At 40.5% G+C, this 18,389-nt stretch carries 17 protein-coding genes and 1 riboswitch; of the genes, 8 read left to right on the top strand and 9 right to left on the bottom strand.

Annotated features, from left to right (window positions below):
- Nucleotides 1-105: 105 nt before the first annotated feature.
- Nucleotides 106-1,281 carry a PAS domain-containing sensor histidine kinase gene (locus ACE1EF_RS06365; RefSeq protein WP_375719794.1) on the top strand — a complete coding sequence of 392 codons (1,176 nt, stop codon included), beginning with the start codon at nucleotides 106-108 and terminating at the stop codon, nucleotides 1,279-1,281.
- On the opposite strand, the gene ACE1EF_RS06360 is transcribed toward ACE1EF_RS06365, so the two are convergent.
- Complete coding sequence (locus ACE1EF_RS06360) at nucleotides 1,259-1,420, bottom strand: hypothetical protein (RefSeq protein ID WP_375719793.1); 162 nt, start codon at nucleotides 1,418-1,420, stop codon at nucleotides 1,259-1,261. The genes ACE1EF_RS06365 and ACE1EF_RS06360 overlap by 23 nt on opposite strands.
- 106 nt (nucleotides 1,421-1,526) lie before the next feature.
- On the opposite strand from ACE1EF_RS06360, the gene ACE1EF_RS06355 reads away from it, so the two are divergent.
- A complete protein-coding gene (locus ACE1EF_RS06355) occupies nucleotides 1,527-2,030 on the top strand; it encodes a TlpA family protein disulfide reductase (RefSeq protein ID WP_375719792.1) in 504 nt (167 codons plus the stop codon).
- Between the two features lie 59 nt (nucleotides 2,031-2,089).
- Nucleotides 2,090-2,758, top strand: a complete 669-nt coding sequence (locus ACE1EF_RS06350; RefSeq protein ID WP_375719791.1) for an inorganic pyrophosphatase — start codon at nucleotides 2,090-2,092, stop codon at nucleotides 2,756-2,758.
- Here ACE1EF_RS06350 and mutY read toward each other — a convergent pair.
- The 6 genes from mutY to ACE1EF_RS06320 form a co-directional block, all read right to left on the bottom strand.
- Nucleotides 2,755-3,804 (bottom strand): A/G-specific adenine glycosylase, encoded by a 1,050-nt coding sequence (gene mutY, locus ACE1EF_RS06345; protein WP_375719790.1) that lies wholly within the window; start codon nucleotides 3,802-3,804, stop codon nucleotides 2,755-2,757. The two genes, ACE1EF_RS06350 and mutY, sit on opposite strands and share 4 nt — an antisense overlap.
- Nucleotides 3,805-4,148: 344 nt before the next feature.
- On the bottom strand, nucleotides 4,149-4,853 hold the full coding sequence (locus tag ACE1EF_RS06340) for a 2-phosphosulfolactate phosphatase (protein ID WP_375719789.1): 705 nt from the start codon (nucleotides 4,851-4,853) through the stop codon (nucleotides 4,149-4,151).
- On the bottom strand, nucleotides 4,850-5,557 hold the full coding sequence (locus ACE1EF_RS06335; RefSeq protein WP_375719788.1) for a tRNA1(Val) (adenine(37)-N6)-methyltransferase: 708 nt from the start codon (nucleotides 5,555-5,557) through the stop codon (nucleotides 4,850-4,852). Before ACE1EF_RS06335 ends, ACE1EF_RS06340 begins: the two co-directional genes overlap by 4 nt.
- 2 nt (nucleotides 5,558-5,559) lie before the next feature.
- Nucleotides 5,560-6,207 (bottom strand): isoprenoid biosynthesis glyoxalase ElbB, encoded by a 648-nt coding sequence (gene elbB / locus ACE1EF_RS06330; protein WP_375719787.1) that lies wholly within the window; start codon nucleotides 6,205-6,207, stop codon nucleotides 5,560-5,562.
- A gap of 176 nt (nucleotides 6,208-6,383) precedes the next feature.
- Nucleotides 6,384-6,707, bottom strand: coding sequence for an acyl-CoA carboxylase biotin carboxyl carrier protein subunit (locus ACE1EF_RS06325; protein WP_375719786.1), 324 nt, complete (start codon nucleotides 6,705-6,707; stop codon nucleotides 6,384-6,386).
- 20 nt (nucleotides 6,708-6,727) lie between these two features.
- Entirely contained in the window at nucleotides 6,728-8,272 is a 1,545-nt protein-coding gene (locus ACE1EF_RS06320) for an acyl-CoA carboxylase subunit beta (protein ID WP_375719785.1), read from the bottom strand.
- Between the two features lie 323 nt (nucleotides 8,273-8,595).
- Between ACE1EF_RS06320 and gyrB the strand changes: the two genes are divergently transcribed.
- Together gyrB and ACE1EF_RS06310 are read left to right on the top strand one after the other, a co-directional pair.
- Nucleotides 8,596-10,557, top strand: a complete 1,962-nt coding sequence (gyrB, locus tag ACE1EF_RS06315) for a DNA topoisomerase (ATP-hydrolyzing) subunit B (RefSeq protein ID WP_375719784.1) — start codon at nucleotides 8,596-8,598, stop codon at nucleotides 10,555-10,557.
- 239 nt (nucleotides 10,558-10,796) lie between these two features.
- The gene (locus ACE1EF_RS06310; protein ID WP_375719783.1) at nucleotides 10,797-12,692 is read left to right on the top strand and encodes a S9 family peptidase; all 1,896 of its coding nucleotides are present in this window, start codon (nucleotides 10,797-10,799) and stop codon (nucleotides 12,690-12,692) included.
- Nucleotides 12,693-12,787: 95 nt separating this feature from the next.
- Here ACE1EF_RS06310 and ACE1EF_RS06305 read toward each other — a convergent pair whose 3' ends face one another.
- Together ACE1EF_RS06305 and ACE1EF_RS06300 are read right to left on the bottom strand one after the other, a co-directional pair.
- Complete coding sequence (locus ACE1EF_RS06305) at nucleotides 12,788-13,843, bottom strand: YncE family protein (protein ID WP_375719782.1); 1,056 nt, start codon at nucleotides 13,841-13,843, stop codon at nucleotides 12,788-12,790.
- A gap of 18 nt (nucleotides 13,844-13,861) precedes the next feature.
- On the bottom strand, nucleotides 13,862-15,787 hold the full coding sequence (locus ACE1EF_RS06300) for a TonB-dependent receptor plug domain-containing protein (RefSeq protein ID WP_375719781.1): 1,926 nt from the start codon (nucleotides 15,785-15,787) through the stop codon (nucleotides 13,862-13,864).
- A gap of 39 nt (nucleotides 15,788-15,826) precedes the next feature.
- A riboswitch (cobalamin riboswitch) is annotated at nucleotides 15,827-16,115 on the bottom strand.
- Nucleotides 16,116-16,299: 184 nt separating this feature from the next.
- On the opposite strand from ACE1EF_RS06300, the gene ACE1EF_RS06295 reads away from it, so the two are divergent.
- The 3 genes from ACE1EF_RS06295 to ACE1EF_RS06285 are packed head-to-tail and all read left to right on the top strand — an operon-like array spanning nucleotide 16,300 to nucleotide 18,156.
- The gene (locus ACE1EF_RS06295) at nucleotides 16,300-16,890 is read left to right on the top strand and encodes a LemA family protein (RefSeq protein ID WP_375719780.1); all 591 of its coding nucleotides are present in this window, start codon (nucleotides 16,300-16,302) and stop codon (nucleotides 16,888-16,890) included.
- A 2-nt stretch (nucleotides 16,891-16,892) separates the two neighbouring features.
- On the top strand, nucleotides 16,893-17,330 hold the full coding sequence (locus tag ACE1EF_RS06290) for a TPM domain-containing protein (RefSeq protein ID WP_375719779.1): 438 nt from the start codon (nucleotides 16,893-16,895) through the stop codon (nucleotides 17,328-17,330).
- A complete protein-coding gene (locus ACE1EF_RS06285; RefSeq protein WP_375719778.1) occupies nucleotides 17,308-18,156 on the top strand; it encodes a TPM domain-containing protein in 849 nt (282 codons plus the stop codon). Before ACE1EF_RS06290 ends, ACE1EF_RS06285 begins: the two co-directional genes overlap by 23 nt.
- Nucleotides 18,157-18,389 lie beyond the last annotated feature (233 nt).

Below are 18,389 nucleotides of genomic sequence, written 5' to 3'. Positions count from 1 at the left end.
ATGCTCACAGGGATCTGAAATATTCTTTAAATAAAATGGTTATAAATATAACCACTGTAATTCAGAATCATAAATTTTTACTATTTTGACCACAAAAATAACAATATGCCGGTTTCACCGATAATCTTCAATGAAGATTATAACATGTTTAAGGATGACGTGGTGCCCAAAAGCGACTATATCTACTTGCTTCAGCGTTACAATGCCTTATTTAACGGTAACTTCGATATCGTTTACATGCACGATGCTAAGGGGAATCTGCTGGATATTAATGATGCAGGAACCGATATATTGGGTTATTCAAGGGATGAATTTCTTAAGATGAACCTTCTGGATATTGTTTGTCCTGAACACCATGCTGAGATAGTAGAAATTATTAAGCGTGTTGCCTCCGAAGGATCCAAAGGGATATCCCGGGAGTATAAAGTTAAGACCAAAGCAGGTAAAATACTTTGGTTATATACCCGTTCGAATGTACTTATTAATGAAAATAACCAGACTTTTATTCAGGGGTTTGCGCACGATACAACGCACAGGAAACGTTATGAAGATGAACTGGTAGAAGCCAGAAAAAGAGCAGAGGAAAGCGATTCGTTAAAATCAGCATTTTTAGCTAACATGTCTCATGAAATACGAACTCCTCTGAATGCCATCCTGGGTTTTGCCGAACTGATTTCTACCGATGAGCTTGAACTGGATCAGATCAAAGACTTCAGTGCACTGATTCACAAAAATGGAGAATACCTGCTGAATATTCTTTCAGATATTATTGATGTAGCTCGTATTGAATCGGGACAGGTAGAAATTAATAAAGAGAAAGTCCTTTTGAATATGCTGTTGAAAGAGGTTGAAGAAACCATAATAAACAGTCACAGCTACAGAGAAAAACAGGAACATGTTCGTTTTGAATTACAGGTCAACGGGCATGATCCGGAATTGCAAACCGATGCAATCCGATTGAAGCAGGTATTATTTAATCTGATCAATAATGGAATAAAATACACTTCTTCAGGTTATGTAAAAGTGTCTTATACCTTAAACGAAACACATATACAGATTACTGTTTCAGATACAGGAACCGGAATAAGTAACGAGTCAAAGGAAATTATTTTTGAACGCTTCGGTCAGGCTGAAAACACAAGGCAAAACAAATTGCCCGGTACAGGTCTTGGTCTGTCTATATGCAAAGGACTTGTTGAGTTGATGGGAGGTAAAATATGGATGGAATCTGAACCGGGTAAAGGAAGTAAATTCCATTTTACGGTTTTGGTTCAGGAGTAAAAAAAGGGACCACATTAACACTGCCGCATTCCGGACACATTTCAGTCTCATCTGCACCCATACAGGTGTCAATCTGGTCAAATTCCACATCAACACCTTCCCATCCACAATCAAGACACCTGAATTTTTTTTCTTCCATTTCAGTTCTTTCCGGCTAAAATAGTCAAAGGAATTTGTTAAACCAGCGCTTGCAAACTTTTCCTGAAAATTATATGCTTATCTTTATCCCATTAAAACAAAACCAAATGATGAAGAAATTCTTGGTAATGCTTATTCTGATTCCGATTTATGCGTTTGGTCAGAATACTGAAGTAGAGGTAGGAGATAAAGTCCCGGATTTTACATTTGCGGTCAGTAAAACAGAAAATGCCGCAATGAAAGATTTCAGGGATAAATACGTATTGATTGTATTTTTTGCGACCTGGTGTGGTCCATGTATTCAGGAACTGCCGCATGTTGAAAAAGAAATCTGGGATGTTTATAAGGCTAATCCGGAATTTGAACTGATGGTATTCGGAAGGGAACATAGCTGGGAGGAAGTTGATAAATTCAAAACTCAAAAAGGATTCGAAATGCCGTTTTATCCTGATCCTGACCGTGATGTCTTTTCAAAGTTTGCCGCACAGTATATTCCGCGTTCCTATTTAGTGGATATGGATGGTAAAGTAGTATATAAAACCATTGGGTTCAGCCAGGAAGAATTTGATAAACTGAAGGCAAAAATTAAATCTTCCCTGGAATCAGAATAGCCTGAACACTTTGTTACAAAGGGTGTTTATATGATAAACATATAAACCTTAATTTTTTTATGGACAAAGTAATGAATCCGATTGGCCGTTTGATGGGCTTAAGGTATAAGTCGCATCCCTGGCATGGCGTTGAAATCGGAAAGGAAGCACCGCAAAAACTGACCTGTTTTGTGGAAATGGTTCCTACAGATACGGTAAAGTTTGAACTGGACAAGAAAACAGGTTACCTTAAAATTGACAGGCCACAAAAGTATTCCAACATTATTCCGGCCCTCTACGGGTTTATTCCACAGACATATTGTAGTGAAAAAGTTGGGGAATTCTGTCGTGAAAAGACCGGCAGGGAAGGTGTGCATGGAGACCGGGATCCTTTGGATGTTTGTATTCTTACTGAAAAAGTTATTTCTCATGGCGACATCCTGGTTGACGCCAGACCAATTGGCGGATTCAGGTTTATTGATGGTAATGAAGCTGATGATAAAATCGTTGCTGTACTTGACAATGACGCGGTTTATGGCAGGTACAATGATATCAGCGATTGCTCAAGCGAGGTGATAGATCGTTTACAGCACTATTTCCTTACATATAAGGATTTGCCGGGTAAGCCAATTCAGGCAGAAATAACCCATACCTATGGTAAGGAAGAAGCTTACGAAGTCATTCGCCGGTCAATTGATGATTACAAAACCAAGTTTGAAAATCTTTACGAAATTCTTTCAGAAGTTTAGAACGGTCTTTCTTCAAAAAAACGTTCAGTAAGCCGGGATACAGGATAATCTGTTATCTCGCTTTTTTTTATCATTCCGGCCCTTAAAACATGTTCAGGACAAGCTGCTTTCAGAACAATAAAACGGGCCATAATTACCTGATGCGAAAGAATATGTTTATACGGTTCTGAGAGGTATAGCACTTCTAAATTAGATGTTCCTGTTTTTCTTTCAATAGTTTGCATTACAGTGTCGTCATCCAGATTTTCCGGTTCAAGCAGCGGAAACTCAAAAAGGCCTTGCCAGATATCCTTGTCATTTCTTTTTCTGATCCACGTATAATGACCGTGATCAAAAACAAGATATAAGAAGTACCGTGTTCGTTGTTTTATCCGGTTTTCTTTAACCGGTAACGAAGAAACAAGGTTTAAACGGAATGCTTCACACCTATCGTTAAGCGGACAGGTATTGCAGTCCGGACTTTTAGGCGTACACCGTAGAGCTCCAAACTCCATCATCGCCTGATTATGTTCGCCGGGCTCAGTCTTATTCAGCAGTTCAGTTGCAAGGTTCTGAAGAATCTTTTTACCTTTTACTGTATTAACCGGTTCTGAAACTGCGAATAGTCTGGAGATTACCCTGGCTACATTTCCGTCGAGCACAGCATAAGGCAGATTAAATGCAATACTTCCAACCGCAGCTGCGGTGTATTCTCCGACACCTTTAAGAGATAGAATCTTGTTGTAATTGTCAGGAAACTTACCTTCAAACTGATTATTTAACTGTTTTGCGGCAAAATGAAGATTGCGTGCTCTGCTGTAATAACCAAGACCCTGCCAAAGTTTTAAAACCTCCTGCTCATCTGCTTCAGCCAGTGATATGATATCAGGAAAGCGTTCGATAAATCTGTGGTAGTAATTCAGTCCCTGCCTGACCTGTGTCTGCTGAAGTATGATTTCTGATATCCATATCCTGTACGGATCACTAGTTTGACGCCATGGTAAATCTCTTTTGTTTGTATTGTACCATTTGCTGAGTATAAAACTGATTTTATTAAATGCTGTCATAAATAATATCCTGCCCTTCAAATACGTTCACAAATAAAATGAATTAAAAGTTTTATTTTTAACTGATTTGTTGTTTTTTTGTAAAGCAAATTAATTCGCAAACATAAATACATTTTCAGATGAAAAGTTTTCTTAAATATTTAGGAATTTTAATTGTGGTAATTGGTGTATTGCTATTAATTATTCCCGCTTTTCTTAACACTACTACCAATACCAATCTGAGTATTGCTGCGGTTTTAATGGTGTTAGGTTTAATTGCACACATTATACTTAACAAGTATATCACTGAATAAATTTGTTTAAGATGACAGAACAGGAATCAGTATAACTGTATTCCTGTATTTTTATATCCTGACTTCCCCGTTTTTCCATACCGGTACTATATCCAGAATATTAAGGGTAAGGCAATAATCCAGATCGTTTTGTAAACCTTTTGACCGTAGTATGTTGTAATGCATGCATTCGGTTAATGACGTATGCAGGTCTTTACTGAACCGGTAGAGTTGGTCATGTGCTGAAGCGATATCAGAAAGCCGGCAAGCGAATTTATGAGCTATTTCATGAACAAAAGCACCTGCACATAACGCATCATCAAGCGAAAATTCCCCGTTTGTTCCGGCGCACAGCAGTATGATATCGTCTCTGCGTTGTTCAATATGCCGCACTACAGCATTAAGGTTCAGGAATGATCCGATAATAACCTGCTTAGCCTCTTTGGTTTGAAGCAGGGCATTGGTACCGTTTGTTGTCGACATGACAATAACTTTATCTTTCACATATGGCTTTGAAAATTCAAAGGGAGAATTACCGGCGTCAAATCCCTCTACTTTTTCTGCGTGGCGTTCACCTGCCTTAATAACCTGTGGGTAATCTCTGGCTACTGCAAATACATCATTCGTGGTTTTTACCGGAATAATTTTCAGCGCTCCGTTGGCTAAAGCTGTGGTCATTACAGATGTTGCCCGCAGGACATCAATAACAATAACTGTTTTACCCTTAATTTTTTGGGGGTTAACATGATTCGCTGATATTTCAACGTCAATAGTCATAAGCTGAGATAAAAGTCTTTCGTAAGAATTTTGTATGCTTCGCTGTAAGTCCGGTCAGCGTTTCTTACAACAATGTGTTCAACAGATAGTTTATCCGCTGCATCTTTTTGAAATGTTATCATGACCCTGTTTGGCTCTTTTCCCGGTAAGGGATGCACATGGCAGGTCCTGGTCCTGAACAACCCAAATCGGATGGCTTTCAAACCGATGCCGTTCGCTTCCTGCTCAGGTAAGATCAGCGCAAATGATCCGGAATCTTTTAGCAGTCTTTCAGCAGAATGCAGTAGTTCGTCATGCGTAAGATGATCAGTATGCCGGGCTGCAGAACGCTGATGTGCAGGTGATTGAAGGCCTGAAGAAAAAAATGGTGGATTTGAAATGATAAGATCGTATTGTACCGGAGTGCTAAAGGTTTGTATTTTCTGATGCCATACTGTTATTCTGTATTTGAACATGGAATTCTCCACATTTTTTACGGCACATCGGCATGCGGCGTCATCTATTTCCACAGCATCAATCATGGCATGTGGAAATCGTTGTGCCATCATTAAAGCCAGGACACCGGTTCCGCAACCGATATCCAGAATTGTTTTGCATAAACTGTGATTAACCCAGGCACCAAGAAGCACACTGTCCGTTCCTACTTTTTGAGCTGCACCTTCCTGGTCAATTTCAAACTGCTTAAAGCGGAATTTCCCAGGCATTTCTACATCAGTTCAATCATGGCTTTGACCACATTGTCTGTATTTTCGGCAATCTGGGAGATTGTACTGTCCAGCATATAACATGGCCCTGTTACCACTCTTTGCTCTGGGTCCATAACGACTTCAGTGTAGTCTGCCGGAGTGTGTTTAGCTCCCATGGCTTCAATCGCACTTGCCGTAGTCTCATCTTCACCAATGGTAACCTCCACTTTCGACAATACTTTGGCAACAACGGTAGGAGCAATACATAATGCACCAATGACCTTTTTACTGTCAGCGAAGGCTTTAATCAGGGCCGCCACCTGTGGGTCTACCACCATGTCAGCGCCATCAAATGCAAATGAGCTAAGGTTTTTAGCCACGCCAAAGCCTCCCGGCAGCAGGATTGCATCAAAGTCCTCCGGATCAAGTTCCTGGAGTGCAGAAATGTCACCACGTGCAATACGTGCAGCTTCGGTTAGTACATTTCTTGTTTCAGACATTACCTCGCCCGTGAGGTGATTTATGACATGTGCCTGTTCCTTGTCCGGGGCAAAAAGAGAGTATTCCAATCCGTTTCTGGCCAGTGCAAGCATGGCCAGCACTGATTCGTGGATTTCAGCACCATCATATACCCCGCAGCCTGAAAGGATAATTGCAACTTTTTTCATCTATTCTGATTTTCAAGTTCGTAATAGTTGTTTAATTTGAAGATCCCGAAGGAAGGGGATTTGCACTTGTTCTGCAAATGCCTATTTCAAAGTTAACGTAATATAGCTAAACCCCAAAATCAAAAAAAAATCCCCGGTTTTAATCAACCGGGGATTCATATATTCTGAAAATCACATCATTTGATATCAGCAAGGATATGCTCTTTGGGATATTTGTCCCCAAGTCCGACATGAAGCTTCACAATTTCACCATCATATGGCATCGTGATTTTAGTATGCATTTTCATTGCTTCGAACACAAGAATTGTATCACCGGCTTTGAGTTTCTGGCCTTCCTGAACTTCAAGGGCTATAACGGTACCGGGAATATAGGATACAATCTTGGTTGGATCAGGATATTCCCAAACCTTACGGTTGTTAAATTTCCGTGTGGTCCGGGTTTGATAGATCGTGTCACCAATCCGTAAAGATTTTAATTCTGAGTTTTGTTTATCATCCATAATAAATGAACTTTTAGTGTTTAGAATGGTGGTATCCCGTGTTTTTTCGCGGGACGATGATCCTCTTTATGTTTACTTACCTCAAGCGCATGGATAAGTAACTCACGGGTTTCTTCCGGTTCAATAACCGAATCAATGTAACCCTTAGCTGCAGCAACATATGGATTCGCAAATTTTTCACGGTATTCCTCCACTTTCTTAATGCGCATAGCTTCCGGATCTTCAGCTTCCATTATCTCTTTTTTAAAGATGATATTAGCCGCACCTTCCGGTCCCATTACTGCAATTTCAGCACTTGGCCACGCAAACATGAAATCGGCACCCAGGTGTCGGGAGTTCATTGCTATATAACCTCCGCCATATGCCTTACGGATGATAACTGTAATTTTCGGAACTGTAGCTTCCGAATAGGCATAAAGAACTTTAGCACCATGGCGAATAACACCTGAATGTTCCTGATCAACACCCGGCAGGTAGCCCGGCATGTCCTCGAGCGTGACAATCGGAATATTAAAGGAATCACAATAGCGGATAAAGCGTGCGGACTTATCTGAACTGTCACAGTCCAGAACACCTGCAAGGACCAGTGGCTGGTTGGCAACAAAACCAACAGTTTCACCATTGATACGGCCAAAGCCTATCACAATGTTTGATGCCCATAATTCCTGTATTTCAATAAAGTCAGAATCATCCACAACAGCTTTAATCAAATCGCGTACATCGTATGGCTGTTTTGGATCACCCGGAACAATTTCATCGATCTTTTTATCGAATGTAGGATCTTTGGGTGGAAAAGCTTTGGCTTTGGTTGTGTTATTCCATGGAATATAAGTGATGAGCTTTTTAATCTGATCAAAACATTCCTGCTCGCTTTCCGCAAAGAAATGAGCATTTCCTGTTATTTCTGCGTGTACACGCGCACCCCCGAGATCTTCCATGGTGATTTCTTCCCCTAAAACCGTTTGTATTACGCTGGGACCAGTAATGAACATCTTTGAGATGTTATCCACCACGAATACAAAATCGGTAAGTGCCGGGGAATAAACAGCACCACCTGCACAAGGTCCCAGTATCACAGAAATCTGCGGAATTACACCGGATGCCATTGTGTTACGGTAAAATATTTCTCCGTAACCGGCCAGTGAATTCACACCTTCCTGTATACGTGCACCACCTGAATCGTTTATACCAATTAAGGGAACCCTCATTTTTAGGGCGTGATCCATGATCTTTGTGATTTTGCGGGCATGCATCAGACCAAGAGATCCTCCGGCAACGGTAAAGTCCTGAGCAAATATGCAAACAGAAGCACCATAAATAGTACCGGTTCCAATAATTACACCATCGCCATGAAGAACTTTTTTGTCCATGTCGAAATCGCGAGACTGATGCTCAACGAAAAGGTCGTATTCGTTGAATGAATCCTTGTCGAGCAGAGCGAGAATACGTTCACGGGCAGTCAGTTTTCCCATGGCAACCTGTTTTTCAATTGCCTTGTCGCCACCGCCCTTTTGCACCAGGGCCCTACGCTTTCTCAGATCTTGAATACTACGTTTTAATGACATAATCTAATTTTTAATTTTACATGCAAGTATTTAATTGCCTGTTGAGCTTGCAACTCAGCAAAAGTAAAGATTTATTTTTAAACCCGACTGATGTGGAATCATACATTATTCATAAGCAATTATTAATTCATGGCTAACACACTGTAAATCCCTTTTGTATGGCGTTCATTCATCCTTTTTTCAGGCGTTTGAAATAGTGGAAACTTTGTGGAAAATTTATTGCTTTTTAACCCTTTTTCAGGGCGGTTGGCGGGTAAGTTTTGTTATCTTTGTTTGATGCACATATAGGACGACGGGTCCTTGTTAACAAATTACAACTTATTATGAGTGAGGATATTGTAAAGAAATTTGAGGGTAAAGAGTATTCTGCGGAGAGCATTCAGGTACTTGAAGGCCTGGAAGCGGTAAGAAAAAGGCCTGCAATGTATATTGGTGATGTCGGAGTGAAAGGTCTGCATCATCTTGTTTATGAGGTTGTTGATAATTCCATTGATGAAGCACTTGCCGGACACTGTGATAACATTGAAGTGTTTATAAACGAAGATAATTCCATTACAGTTACCGATAATGGTCGTGGTATTCCGGTGGAGATGCATAAAAAAGAGGGAAAATCCGCCCTTGAAGTCGTTATGACTGTATTGCACGCAGGTGGTAAGTTTGATAAAGATTCCTATAAAGTTTCAGGTGGTCTGCATGGTGTGGGGGTGTCTTGTGTGAATGCGCTATCAACTCATTTGAAAGCTGAAATTCATAAAAATGGTAAGATTTTCGTTCAGGAATATGAAATTGGGAAACCGGTATACAGTGTAAGAGAAGTCGGGACTACAGATAAAAAGGGAACCATTATTACGTTTAAGCCGGATGCCTCTATCTTTATAACTACAGAATATAAATTTGATATTCTTGCAGCCCGGTTGCGCGAGTTGGCATTTCTGAATGCAGGCATCAGATTGAAACTGACGGACCTCAGAAACAAGGATGAGGAAGGAAATCCTAAGAGTGCCTCTTTTTTCTCAGAAAAAGGATTATCTGAATTTGTAACCTTTATTGATGAATCAAGAGAGCCGCTGATTGAAGACGTCATTCATATTTCAACTGAAAAAAATGATGTGCCGGTAGAGATCGCTATCTTATACAACACCTCATTTTCGGAGAATGTATACTCTTACGTTAATAACATCAATACCATTGAAGGGGGTACACATCTTACCGGATTTCGCAGGGGGCTGACCCGAACACTTAAGAATTTTGCTGATAAGTCAGGAATGCTGGCAAAGCTTAAATTCGATATTAACGGAGATGACTTCCGAGAAGGGTTAACCGCTGTCGTATCTGTAAAAGTTGCAGAGCCTCAGTTTGAAGGTCAGACCAAAACAAAACTGGGTAACTCTGAGATAAGTGCTTCTGTTGATCAGGCAGTGAGTCAGATGTTGTCTAATTACCTTGAAGAACACCCGAAAGAATCAAAGGCTATTGTAGAGAAGGTTATTCTTGCAGCAACTGCAAGACATGCTGCAAGGAAAGCCCGCGAGCTGGTACAGCGTAAAGGTGCTCTTACCGGAGGAGGATTGCCGGGTAAGCTGGCTGACTGTTCTGAAAAGGATCCGACACAGTGTGAAATATTCCTAGTTGAGGGAGATTCTGCAGGTGGAACAGCCAAACAGGGTCGCGACAGACGCTTTCAGGCGATCATGCCGTTGAGAGGTAAGATCCTGAATGTGGAAAAAGCCATGCAGCATAAGATCTTCGAAAATGAGGAGATTAAGAATATTTTTACAGCACTTGGTGTATCCATCGGAACCGAAGATGACAGTAAGGCACTGAATACAGAGAAACTGCGTTATCATAAGATTGTTATCATGACGGATGCCGACGTTGACGGTAGCCATATCGCTACTTTGATTATGACATTCTTTTTCCGTTACATGAAAGACCTGATTAAAAACGGATACCTCTACATTGCCACTCCGCCATTGTATCTCTGTAAAAAAGGTAAAAATGAGGAGTACTGCTGGAATGAAGTTCAGCGCCAGAAATTTGTTGAAAACTATGGTGGTGGAAATGAAGGAAGTGTGCACATTCAGAGATATAAAGGTTTGGGAGAGATGAATGCTGAACAGTTATGGAGTACAACCATGAATCCTGAGATGCGTACCTTGCGTCAGGTCACCATTGAGAGCGCAGCAGAAGCTGATCATATATTTTCAATGCTGATGGGTGATGACGTAGGTCCAAGACGTGAATTCATCGAACAGAATGCCACATATGCAAATATAGACGTTTAAAAAACATAACAATAATTGATTAAAAACCTGCTTCGGCAGGTTTTTTTTTACCTGCATTTTATACTAATTCGCCAAATTTATTCTTCTAAACTGAACCCAAAGTCTTAAATTTGTGTTTATAGAAAAATTGAGTATTATAAATATCTATATTCCAGATATTTGTTTCATCAGGTACGTGAGTGAAACATTTTAAAGCTTTATTAATCAAATATCCTTATTATCAACTAAAAAATTATCAGATGAAAATTAAATTAATCAGTGCAGCTATGTTTTTATTACTAGGCTTGGCGGGTTGTACTTCAACTTCACAGAAGGCGGAGAAAATCTCCGTGGAAGACTTCTTCAGAAACCCCGAAAAGACATCTTTTAAGTTATCACCCAATGGTGAGTATTATTCTTATATGGCACCGTTTGAAAACCGGATGAATGTGTTTGTTCAAAAAATCGGTAAGGACAGTGCAACCCGGATAACCAGTGAAACAGAACGGGATATTGCCGGTTATATGTGGGCAAACAACGACCGTATTCTGTTTTTAAAGGATACTGGGGGAGATGAAAATTACCATTTATATGGTGTTAATCTCAACGGGACAGATATGAAGGGATTAACGGTTTTCGAGGGAGTAAGAACCCAGATTATCGATGATCTGGAGGATATTGAAGATGAGATCCTCATTGGTCTTAACAAGAGAAACCCGCGGGTGTTTGATCCTTACCGCCTCAATATCGTAACCGGAGAGTTGACTATGGTTGCAGAGAACCCCGGTAACATTATGGGCTGGATGACAGATCATGATGGAAAACTGCGTATTGCAACTGCAACAGACGGTGTTAATCAGACGATACTTTACCGTGATACGGAAGATGAACCTTTTAAACCGGTTATTACCTTAAATTTTAAAGAAACATTAAGTCCGGTTCTCTTTACATTTGACAACAAGAAAGTATATGCAGTGTCCAATCTTGGAAGGGATAAAACTGCAGCTGTGTTATATGATATAGCCAATGCAAAAGAAGATTCTGTCATTTTTGAAACGGATGAGGCTGATATCTCTGGATTTGTGTCTTCTAAAAAAGAAAAAAAGCTGTTAGCCATTACGTATACAACAGCCAAGCGGAATATTCATTTTCTGGACGATGCATATAAGCAGATGGTGGAACAGGTTAAATCTGAATTACCCGGACTGGAAGTGATATTCGCCAGTACCAATAAGGCAGAAGATAAATTTATGGTTCGTACGTTCAGTGATAAAACAAGGGGAGCCTATTACTTTTTTGATAAAGCTACAGGCGGTCTTTCCGAGCTGGCCGAGCTAAGTCCATGGTTGGATCCGACACAGCTGTGCGATATGAAACCCATAGAGTATAAGTCAAGAGACGGACTTACAATTCATGGATATCTTACACTGCCCAAGGGGTATGAACCTAAAAACCTTCCTGTAATCATAAATCCTCACGGAGGTCCGTGGGCACGCGATAACTGGGGATTTAATCCGGAGGTTCAGTTGCTTGCCAATAACGGATATGCTGTGTTGCAGATGAACTTCAGAGGGTCGACAGGCTATGGAAAAGCATTCTGGGAAGCATCATTCAAACAATGGGGACAAACTATGCAGGATGATATCACCGACGGTGTAAAATGGTTGATTGACCAGGGAATTGCCGATACATCAAAAATAGGTATTTACGGTGGTAGTTACGGTGGTTATGCCACACTGGCCGGTGTTACCTTTACGCCGGATTTGTATGCAGCGGCAGTGGATTACGTTGGAGTATCCAATATGTTCACTTTTATGAATACCGTTCCTCCTTACTGGAAGCCAATGATGGATATGATGTACGAAATGGTGGGTGATCCGGTAAAAGACAGCTTAATGATGGCAGAAGTATCACCCGTATTTCATGTGGATCAGATAAAGGCACCCTTGTTTGTTGCTCAGGGTAAAAACGACCCACGTGTAAATATTGATGAATCAGATCAGATTGTTGAGGCCTTGAGGAGCAGAGGAGTGGACGTGGAATACATGGTGAAGGAAAACGAAGGCCATGGTTTTCGCAATGAAGAAAACAGGTTCGACTTTTACAAAGCAATGGTTAAGTTCTTCAACAAATACCTGAAAGGAGAAGAATCGTAATATTAATCAGCATATCGATAAAAGAAAAGCCTTAGGGAATTCTCCTTAAGGCTTTTTTATAACCTGCCATGCAGGTTGGGCTGATAATATTATTGTTAATTAAAGAATACAACGCCATTTGGGGAAACTCCGGCCGTGTATTCAGCCAGTCTGTTCCCCTCAGTATTATAGACCTGTACCTTACCAGAAAACAGGGTTCCCCAGATGTTCCCGGTTTGCGGGTCAACGTCAATGCCATACCAGTTAGCATTTAAAATAAGTGGAGACATCAAATCATTTTCAATATCGTATGCTTTGATGTCTCCATTATTGATATACAGTGTTGTACCTTCCTTATTTATTGCAAGATTATTTGTACCGAAACCAGCCACCGGAGATGCAAATGTAATGGTCTGTTCCACATGCTTCGTTAGTGGGTTAATCTTTTTAAGACAACCGGGAATAGTTTTAATTACAGTTTTCCAGTCGCTGGCATATACAATTCTGCCATTACAAAGTACCCAGATGCTACCGGATGCATCTTTAACCATTTCTACAGGAACCTCTCCCACGGCAATGGTGTCGGTTATCTTATCGGTTTCTGAGTTAATGACGTAAAGTGTACTATCTGTCAGGTATCCTCCCTTACAGGCTACATAAACATCTGAACCATCTTTGAGGAAAGTTTCGGGACCGGTTGAAATCGCAATAGAATCAGTCAGACTATTGGTTGTTGTATTTAAGACGTATATGTAATCCTGATTATAACCATTTCCATTACTGATGTAAGCCTTGTTTGTTCCGGCCTGGATCATATACCTGGGATAACTCAAATCGGTAATCCGGGAGTTTTCAAACGTATTCAGATCCAGTATTTCAATTTTCTGGCTGGCATTCATTACAAGATATGCTTTACCATTGATGATGCTCATGCTTTGAAGCACATTGCCCAGCTCTTTTCCTGTAAGGCTTTGAAACACATTATTGGTCAGGTTCATTGAATCTTTGCTGTAAAATGACAATGATGCATTGTTGGCTCCGAAATTGCCCTCATTCAGAACGAAGACGCCGCTTCCAAGACCGATAATTTCTTCAGGTTGTGGATTTTCTGTTTCACAGGCAACCAATCCTGAAACAAGTACAATTAATAATAGGTGAAATAACTTTTTCATGATAGCGAATATTTATGATTAATATTTACGATGATATTTTATCTTAAGTCCCATGTGATAATTCCTTCCGGGAATGGGAAAATCTTTAACATAGGGCTCTGTCTTATTCAGTATATTGTTTATTTTTCCGGTGATAAACAGGTTTATATGTTGAATTTGTATTTTGTATTGCAGAGCAAGATCTGAGGTGTAAAATGCCGGCAGACTGAATCCGGAACTGTCGTACCGTCTTCGCGACAAAAATGAAAAATTAAACAGGCTGGTTAAGTTTTTATATTTGATTGTTGTTGTTGAGAGGGACCTGTATCTTGGTGTGTAAATCAGTTGCAAAGCCGATTCGTCATCTGATGAATTATTCAAATCAAATGAGGTGGATCCTGTAACCTGCAAATGTTGCAAAATCCGTATTGTAATTGCTGCATGGCTTTCTATCCCTTTGCTTAGAACGTTAGTCTGATTTCGTGGTTTCCACTGGCCATCTTCTGTCGGAATCCAGACAATCATATCCCGGATATTATTTCTGTATAAGGTTACATCTCCCGACAAAGTAAAATTCTGAAACTGTTTTTTAAAATCTATCCCTCCGTCAAGTGTATAACCGGTTTCAGGTCTCAGATCAGGATTGCCACTACCAGGCCAGTATTTGTCGTTAAAAGTTGGTACACGGTATTTTTGGTTCATATTGAACCTGAAATTTAAACGTTTATTTACTAAACTGTAGTTTGTACCTAAACCAAACCGAACCGGTGGATCGTATTGTGTATGAAACTCTTTTCGGACTGAAGCGACAAGGTTTACCTGCTTCAGTTTTAACAGCCAGGCAGAGTATAAGGCCAGGTTGGTTTCAGAAGGGACAGCTACGTAATTTGCACCCCTGGCCAGATTATGATATAGTGTTGATCCAAAATCAGCGGTTAAGGCTGAACCAAAAGTATAACGGGCATCAATATCCAGTCCTGTTTTTACAGGATGAATATCAGAATAAATGGAATACGAAGAATCGGCAGGTGTGAGTTTTTGTGTGTAAAGCAGATGTTCATCTATGTAATACACTTTAGCTGTCACATACAAATCATCATGTTCCATGTTCCATTTCAGAAATGTTCTGACTGACTGATCAGATTGCGTGCTGCGTTTCATATTAGGGTGTGTCCCGTTTTCAGGTGGCAGATGTGACATATTATCCTGGTACCAGATTGAGGCAGAGATGATATTTGCTGATCCAATACGAAAACTGTTATTTGATATCAGTCCATGTCCTGAGTGTTCTGCAAACGACCTGTTCAACGTTTTATCATAATACATATCAAAATACGGAAAATTGTTTTTTGAATCGTATCTCCATGCATTGGTTTGGGTATAGAAGTGCATACCCGACCGTTTAAACATGGCTGTTGAGGATTCAGTATTGAAGCTGCCATAAACATGAGACAATCCTGCTGAAATTTCAGGTAAAAAGCCCGGCTTATTGTTCAGTTCCAGAACGCCACCGAAGGAGCTGCTGCCGTACAGTGTTGAAGGAGCGGTGTAGTTGAGGATCACCTCATTAAATGCAGAACTATTCAAAAGAGAAAGATTAACATCTCCTGAAGTAAGCGAATTCAGTGGGATGCCATTCCAGGTTACCAGCGTCCTGGCTCCTCCGGCACCTCTTAGCGATAATGTAGATACGGCTCCTGATGTTCCTCCGTTTTTCAGATTTAAGGGAGCAAGCAATCCCAGAAGCTCATTTAGTGATGATCCTTCATATTGCTCCAGATACACTGAATCAGCCGAAATTTTTTTATTGCCGACATCGAATGTATGTTGCCTGGACTGTTCAATTGTAAATGTTTCCAGTTCAAGCGTATCGGAAATATAAAGCATTTGCCCGCACATATGCTGATTCCAGAAGAACAGAATAAGGCCAGTAATGGCTGCTGTACTAATTTTGTATTTAAACATTGTTTTAAATATAATACATGCAGGTTTGCCCGACCTTTATGTATTAATATCCGAGTGGCAGGTCTTCTGACTTTCCCGTCTCAGGCGCCTTCCCTTTTTAACCTCCGTAGCCCTGGCGAAGGAGGTTTCCCTTCATGCTACATGGTTAAGTCTTGTTAGACATCCTCTTTCGTCCCGATACTTCGTGGATAAGGAGGATAAAAGTGGCCGAGTATTGCCTGAAACACATCAGGGATTACAGCTGCGGCAACAGTCCCGGATTTACACCGGGTTCCCTTTTAATCCGGTTCATGAAAATGAACCAGACACCAATCTGAGGCAAAGGTAACAAAATTAAGCTTCAGATTTTGATTGTTGAAGTTTGGTTGAAACAATTCATTTTTTAAACGAATAAAAATACGGTCTGTATTTACGGTATTAAAGGGGATAACGTTGACTGAGACATTTTGACTGACGGTGTAATTTGGAATAATTCTTGTAAATTGCAGTTAAAACAATTAAAAACTTAAGAAATGAAAAAATCGTTAATCGCTATTATCGCAGTAGTCGTTTTTATTTTCATAGTGGTTTCCTGGGGTGTTGGCAGAACCAACAAACTTAAAGTTGCCGATGAAGCCGTGTCCGCCCAATGGGCACAGGTTGAGAATGTTTATCAGCGTCGTATGGATTTAATACCTAATCTGGTAAATACGGTTAAAGGTTATGCCGAACACGAGCAGGAGACTCTGACCGCCGTTGTGGAAGCCAGAGCCAAGGCGACCAATACTAACATTAATGCCGATGATATGAGCGCCAGTCAACTGGCACAGTTTCAGCAAAACCAGGAAGCGTTATCATCTGCATTAAGCAGGTTGATGGTTGTGGTTGAAAGATATCCGGAGCTGAAAGCTAACCAGAATTTTATGGAACTACAGGCCCAGCTTGAGGGAACGGAAAACAGAATTGCTACAGAACGCAGAAGGTTTAATCAGGCCGCACAAAACTTTAATTCGTCCATAAGAACATTTCCGGGCAGCTTTTTTGCCAATATGGCAGGCTTGGAGAAACGGCCATATTTTTCAGCACAGGAAGGCGCATCTCAGGCACCTGAAGTAAAATTTTAAATATGGGAGCACGAAGTTTTTTAACAGAACAACAACAAAAGCGGATTGTTAGCGCAATAGCCGAAGCAGAAAATAAAACGTCCGGCGAGATCAGGGTTCATCTGGACAGTACTTGTAAGGAAGATGTACTGGATCGTGCCGCAGCTTTGTTTGAAAAGCTTAAAATGCATGAAACAGAACTCAGGAATGGTGTTCTCATCTATCTGGCCACAAACGATCGCAAACTTGCCATAATTGGCGATGCCGGAATAAACAGTAAAGTTCCTGAAAATTTCTGGGAAGATGCGAAAGAAGCAATGGTGGAGGCATTTAAGGAAGGTAAATATGCCGAAGGACTTGAAAAAGCGATAACAATGGCAGGCGAAAAATTAAAAATATTTTTCCCGGTATCAAAAGACGACATAAACGAATTATCAGATGAAATATCTTTTGGAAAATAAATCAAACAAATTAAAAACGTTCATCTGGCTTTTCAGTTTTATCTTCATTCTGGGCAATTTTAACGTAATGTCTCAGAATGACGGTATTCCTGACAAACCGGATAAAAAGCAAATTGTTTTTGACTTTGCGGGTATATTGTCATCTGCAGAGCAACAGAAACTGGAACAAAAACTGGTACAATACGACAGTGAATCATCTACACAGATTGCAATAGTAACCACGAACAACCTGAATGGGTATGAAATCAGTGATTATGCAACCCGGTTACTTACGAAGTGGGGTGTTGGAATTAAAGGGAAAGATAATGGTATTGTAATTGTTGTTAAACCCAAGACCTATGACTCTAAAGGGCAGGTTTATATTGCAACAGGTTATGGTGTTGAACATCTGGTTCCGGATGCTCTGGCTAAAAAGATAGTGGAATACGATATGATTCCACTCTTTAAAGATGATAATATTTACGGCGGTCTCGACAAAGCAACAAATACACTCATAGGACTGACAACCGGTGAATTTACCGGAAGCCAGTATTTGGAGAAAGCCAGAAAAAACACTGGCAACGGTGGAGGTATTGGAGGGATTCTGTTTTTGATTATTGCCATTCTGGTAATTATTGGCTCAAACCGAAGAAATAATTCACAACAATTTGGAGGTCGACGCAGAAGTAGTCTTCCTTTCTGGTTATTGCTGGGAATGATGGGAAGCGGACGCAGTGGTGGATCTTTCGGTAACTTTTCAGGTGGAAGTGGCTTTGGCGGCGGTGGCGGTTTCGGCGGTTTCGGCGGCGGCATGGGTGGCGGCGGCGGAGCCGGTGGAAGTTGGTAAGATGTTATAAGATATTAAAGCGATCAGAAATCTGATCGCTTTTTTTATGCATTTTTTTTAAAGTCAAATGGTTGGCAAATATCGCATTTGCAGCTTAATGGAAAAGACATTATATGACAAAAAAAGGATTAAATGAATTGGTGAATTTCATCAAATCAAACTGTGCACATATCTGCTACTATTTTCAACATACATGGTGTTCTGACAAAAGTTAATTTGTCTACTTCGTTGAA

This window comes from Quyinboa sediminis (assembly GCF_042219855.1).
In the GTDB taxonomy this organism is placed as follows: Bacteria; Bacteroidota; Bacteroidia; order Bacteroidales; family UBA5342; genus JBHJHP01.
Note: the sequence above shows the minus strand (reverse complement) of the source record. Positions and strands in the feature narration are given on the sequence as shown.